This window comes from Streptomyces sp. NRRL WC-3549, assembly GCF_000721935.1.
GTDB lineage: Bacteria > Actinomycetota > Actinomycetes > Streptomycetales > Streptomycetaceae > Streptomyces.
Genome location: NZ_KL585401.1, coordinates 82762 through 88060, shown reverse-complemented (window position 1 = coordinate 88060; position 5299 = coordinate 82762). Strand labels below are relative to the sequence as shown.

General features: G+C 75.3%; 4 protein-coding genes and 2 pseudogenes. All 6 read right to left on the bottom strand.

The window, feature by feature from the left end; translation table 11 throughout:
- A pseudogene (locus tag IH13_RS0116905) lies at nt 1-568 on the bottom strand (allantoicase); the annotation flags it as partial.
- A gap of 60 nt (nt 569-628) precedes the next feature.
- Nucleotides 629-1555, bottom strand: a complete 927-nt coding sequence (locus tag IH13_RS0116900) for a LysR family transcriptional regulator (protein ID WP_031085273.1) — start codon at nt 1553-1555, stop codon at nt 629-631.
- A 79-nt stretch (nt 1556-1634) separates the two neighbouring features.
- Nucleotides 1635-1847, bottom strand: coding sequence for a hypothetical protein (locus IH13_RS0116895; RefSeq protein WP_031085272.1), 213 nt, complete (start codon nt 1845-1847; stop codon nt 1635-1637).
- A 38-nt stretch (nt 1848-1885) separates the two neighbouring features.
- Nucleotides 1886-4062: pseudogene (gene malQ / locus IH13_RS37705) on the bottom strand (4-alpha-glucanotransferase).
- Nucleotides 4063-4374: a hypothetical protein gene (locus IH13_RS0116885; protein ID WP_031085271.1), complete on the bottom strand. Its 312-nt coding sequence runs from the start codon at nt 4372-4374 to the stop codon at nt 4063-4065.
- 213 nt (nt 4375-4587) lie between these two features.
- The gene (locus IH13_RS0116880; RefSeq protein WP_031085270.1) at nt 4588-5178 is read right to left on the bottom strand and encodes an HNH endonuclease; all 591 of its coding nucleotides are present in this window, start codon (nt 5176-5178) and stop codon (nt 4588-4590) included.
- Nucleotides 5179-5299: the final 121 nt, after the last annotated feature.

Sequence of the window (5299 nt, the reverse complement as noted above, 5' to 3'; positions counted from 1 at the left end):
GCCCGCCGGTGACCTCGAAGGCGTTGGCCGCGTGGCCGCGTACGGGCGTCGGCGGGACGATCTCCTCCCACTTCACGTCGTCGGCGAGGAGGTCCTCGGCGCTCGGGGCGCCCTCGACGGCGGTCGCCTGCACGGAGACGCGCTGCGGGTAGTTGCCCCGGAAGTGGGCCGTGTCGACGATCAGGCCGCGGACGATGCCCGGGGCACCGAGCCGGACGATCGCCCAGTCGTGCTCCTCGGGGGCGGGGAACGGGTGGTCCGCGTCGGCGCCGCGTCGGCGGCGGGTCTCCCAGCCGTCCATGATCTTGCCCTTGTGGCCGAAGCGCTCCGGGTCGAAGACGGCGGGCTCGCGGATCAGCAGGTTCTCGCGCTCGGCGAAGAACTCGTCGTTGGCGGCGATCACCCCCGCGCCGAGACGGCGGTCCGCGAGGTCGACCAGGTCGGTGAAGGAGAGGCCGGTGGCGTCGCGGTAGTCGGCGTACGGGTCGCCCCCGCCGTACGGGGCGGCGTCGTTGGCGTGGGGATCGTCGGTGTCCTGGAACGGGGTCGCGCTCGCGTCGGAGGTCATGCCGAGCACTGTCGCCCCTCCGGACCCGTCAGGTCCAGCGAAAGTTTTCGTACAGTCCTTTCAGCTCTGCTGAACGGTCGCGCCGGCGACCTGCCGCAGCGCCTCCAGCATCCGGGCCACCGCCGGGCCCCGCTCGGCCCCGCGCCGCACCGCGGCCACCACGTGGCGGTACGGGCGGTCGGCCTCCAGGACGCGCATGGCCACGCCCGGGTGCGCGGCCCGGTCGGGGGAGGAGGCCATGCGCGGGACGAGCGCGACGCCCATGCCCGCCTCGACCATGGCGAGGATCGCGGTCCAGCCGGACGCGCTGTGTGCCTGCTCGGGGACGAAACCGGCCGCCTCGCAGGCGGCCGTGGTGATCTGCGACCAGGGCCCGGAGCCGCCGAAGATCCAGGGCTCACCGGCGAGGTCGGCCAGCCGCAGACCGGGGGCGCGGGCGAGCCGGTGGTCCACGGGCAGCGCCACGTCGAGGGGGTCCGCGAGCAGCGGCAGCACGGTGAAACGGGGATCACGGGCGGTCGGGGCGTGCGCCGCCAGGGAGAGCGCGAGGTCCACCTCACCGCCCGACAGCAGCTCGTACACCTGTCCGGCCTCCGCCTCGCGCACCCGTACCTCGGGCCCCGGCCGGTCCTCGGCCCCCAGCAGCCGCACGGCCGGTACGACGAGCGCGGGGACGGCCGTCGAGAAGGCGCCGACCCGCACCTGGCCGGCCTCGCCCCGCAGATAGCCGGCCAGTTCGGCGTCGGCGCGCTCCAGCTGGGCGAAGACCGCCTCGGCGTGGCGCAGCACGAGGTGGGCGGCGTCGGTGAGACGGACCCGGCGCCCCTGGGCCTCCAGGAGCGTCACCCCGAGCTGTCCGGCCAGGTTGGTGAGCTGCTGCGAGACGGCGGACGGGGTCATCAGCAGCGCCTGGGCCGTCGCGGTCACGGTGCCCCGGTCGCGCAGGGTGCGCAGGATGCGGAGCTTCTTGACGTCCCACTCGGTCATGGGCGCAACCTACCGGTACCGGGACACGCCGATGCGCCGCGCGGTACACGGGTACCGGCGGCGCATCCGAAAGCGCTGACTAGACCTGCTTCTTGGACTTGTCGAGGACCATGACCAGGCCGCAGATCACCAGGAACGCGACGATCGGCAGCGCGACGTAGAGACCGACGGTCTCCAGCGCTCCGATCCCCTGGCCCGGGTCGTCACCGTCGTCGCGGGTGAGGGCGAGCGCGGGGGACGACATGAGCAGCATCATGAGCGTCGTACCGGCCGCGACGGCGCCGGCGCGCATAGCGTTCTTCTTGTCCACGGTGCAAACGTAGCGAACGGCTACGGGACGTGCGCGCCCGGGGGTGCCGTACGGGACCCCGGGCCCTTCGCCGGCGGCCGGAAGACCTCCATCAGCCGGTGCAGCCGGGGCGAGGCCACGATCTCCTCCAGGGTGACGGGACGGCCCTCCGGGTCGGCGACGGGCAGGCGCCAGTTGGGGTACTGGTCCCAGGTGCCCGGGACGTTCTGCGGGCGGCGGTCGCCGACGGTGTCGGGGAGCCAGATCCCCGTCATCCGGGCGGGGGTGCGCAGCAGGAAGCGGTGGACGGCCCGGACGGCCGCCTCCTCGTCGCCCTCGCCCTCGGGCAGCAGCCGGAGCCGGGCCAGGCAGGCCAGCCACTCGGCGGTGCCGGTCACCTCCTCGGCCAGCTCCTGCTCCAGGGTGCCGGTCAGCAGCCCGAGCCGGTGGCGGAGCGTCACGTGGTCACCCGTCAGCCGGGCGGCGGTGGAGGGCAGGTCGTGGGTGGTCGCGGTGGCCACGCAGTCGCGGCGCCACCGCTCGGGGGCCAGGGGCCTCCCGTCGCCGTCCCAGTCGCGCTCGAACCAGAGCACGGAGGTGCCGAGCACGCCCCGCCGGGCCAGCGCCTCGCGTACGCCGGGCTCGACCGTGCCGAGGTCCTCGCCCACCACGGCGGCACCGGCCCGGTGCGCCTCCAGGACGAGGACGGCGAGCATCGCCTCGGCGTCGTGGCTGACGTAGGTGCCTTCGGTGGGCGGCCGGCCCTCGGGCACCCACCAGAGCCGGAAGAGGCCCATCACGTGGTCGATGCGCAGGGCGCCCGCATGGGCGAGGAGGCCGCGCAGGAGGGCTCGGTACGGGGCGTAGCCGGAGGCGGCCAGGGCGTCGGGGCGCCAGGGGGGCAGGCCCCAGTCCTGCCCCTGCGCGTTGAAGGCGTCCGGGGGCGCGCCGACGGACATGCCGTGCGCGAAGGCGTCCTGCTGGGCCCAGGTGTCGGCGCCGTCCGGGTGGACGCCGACGGCGAGGTCGTGGACGATCCCGACGGCCATCCCGGCTTCCCGTGCGGCGTGCTGGGCGGCGGCGAGCTGGGTGTCCGTCAGCCAGGCGAGCCGGCAGTGGAAGTCGACCCGGTCCATCAGCTCGGTGCGGGCGCGGGCGGTCTGCGGGGAGCGCGGGTCGCGCAGCCCGGCGGGCCAGTCGCGCCACCGCGGGCCGTGCACCTCCGCCAGGGCGCACCACAGCGCGTGGTCCTCCAGGGCCCGGCCCTGCTCGGCGAGGTAGTCGCAGTAGGCGGCGCGGCGGCCGGGGGTGAGCGGGACCCGGACGACGAGCTCCAGCGCCTGCCTCTTGAGCTCCCAGACGGCGTCCCGGTCGATCAGCGCGCCCTTGTTCAGCACGGTGTCGCTCAGGGCCGCCGCGTCCAGCCGCAGGGCGTCCAGGGCGGCCCGGTCGAAGACGTGCCCGTACTCCGGGAGCGACTCGATGTGCAGGTGCACGGGGTCGGGGAAGCGCCGGGAGGAGGGGCGGTACGGCGACGGGTCGGTGGGACCGCCCGGTACGGCCGCGTGCAGCGGGTTGACCTGGACGAATCCGGTGCCCAGGGTCCGCCCCGACCAGGCGGCCAGGTCGGCCAGGTCGCCGAGGTCGCCCATGCCCCAGGAGCGGGCGGAGAGCAGCGAGTAGAGCTGGACGAGGAAGCCGTGCGTACCGGCGGGCGGCTGGGGTACGCGGTCCGGGGCGACGACGAGGACGGCCGTGTCGTGGCGGTGTCCGGGGGCACGGACGGTGATGCGGTGGACGCCCGGCGGCGGTTCGGTCCACCAGGTGGGCGTCCCCTCGTCCGGGGGCGCCGGGGCGGGCGCCTCCGGGACCCGCGTCCGCAGCGGCTGCGGGGGCTCGGTGGCGCCGGGCGGCCGCTCGGGTTCGACGGTGAGCGCGGTGCCGGGCGGCAGCGCGGCCAGCGGCGGCGGCAGCGGCTGCCCCGACCAGACCACCACCGTCGGCACCAGACCACCACCGTCGGCGGCAGCAGCCGCAAGGCCGCCGCGGACTCGGCCGCGGCGAGCGACCTCCCCACCTCCGCGGGCGTGCCGGCGTCGACGCCCAGCGCGGCGAGCACGGCCGTGACCGTGCTGTCGGGGACGGGCACCGTGACACCCGCGGACGGGGAGAAGGAAGTGGCGACGCCGTGCAGTGCGGCGAGCCGGGACAAGCCCATTCAGACTCCTGGCAGCTCCATGCCCCCCGCGGTGCCGGGCGCGGTCGGCTCGCTCGTGAGGGGGGCGACGGCGGCGAGCGGCGGCTCGCTCGTGAGGGGGGTGGCGTCGGCGAGCGGCGGCTCGCTGGTGAGCGGGGGCTCCCCGGACACCGTGGTGGTCTCGCCGTAGGCGGGTCCGGTGGTCAGGTGGTGGGCGACGTGGGCGAGCGGCAGCTCGCTGATCATGGGCGGCGCGTCGGTCGCGACGGGACCCGCGGGGCTCGGCACCTGTTTGGAGAGGGCGGAGAGCAGAAGCTGTGCGGAAGCGGGCACGGTGGCCTCCTGGCCGTGGACAACAGGACACAGCAGGCCTACCCACCGGGCACGGGAGCAGGCACGGACGTGACACAGGCGTTATGACAACGACTCCAACGTGCCACAGGTCACATTCCGTTCCCCCGTACGCCACGTAGGCGTGGTTCTCAGCCATACGGCCGGGCGCACGGGGGCGCGCGCCCGGCCCTCCGGGCTCCGGCCGGCGGTGTCCTACGCCGTCGCCGAGTAGTGCCGCGGCCCCCCGGACGGCGCGGGCCCGGACTCCTTGGCGCGAACGCCGTCGATCCGGGCCATCACGTCGTCCGCTCCGAACGGTTGCAGGTACGGCAGCCAGCGCGGGTCGCGGTGCCCCGTCCCGATGATCCGCCAGGCCAGCCCGGTGGGCGGGGCGGGCTGGTGGCGCAGCCGCCAGCCCAGCTCGGGCAGATGGCGGTCGGCCTTGACGTGGTTGCAGCGGCGGCAGGCCGCCACCACGTTGTCCCACGCGTGCCTCCCGCCGCGGCTGCGCGGGATGACGTGGTCGACGCTGGTCGCGGCGGCGCCGCAGTACATGCACCGGCCGCCGTCCCGGGCGAAGAGCGCCCGGCGGGTGAGGGGGACGGGCCCCCGGTAGGGGACGCGCACGAACCGTTTGAGGCGGATGACGCTGGGGGCCGGCACGGCACGGGTGGCACTGTGCATGAAGGCGCCGGACTCCTCGAGGCAGATGGCCTTGTTCTCGAGGACGAGGACGAGCGCGCGGCGGAGCGGTACGACGCCGAGCGGCTCGTACGACGCGTTGAGAACCAGGACGTGCGGCACGGTGGACGCCTCCTTGTACGCCGGCGGCGCGTGGCTCGCGCCGGGACGGTCCGGTCTCAGTTTCCCCTCATGGCCGGTCGTGGCGCCACCACGTACGGGTAACGAGCCGGAGGGATGTGGG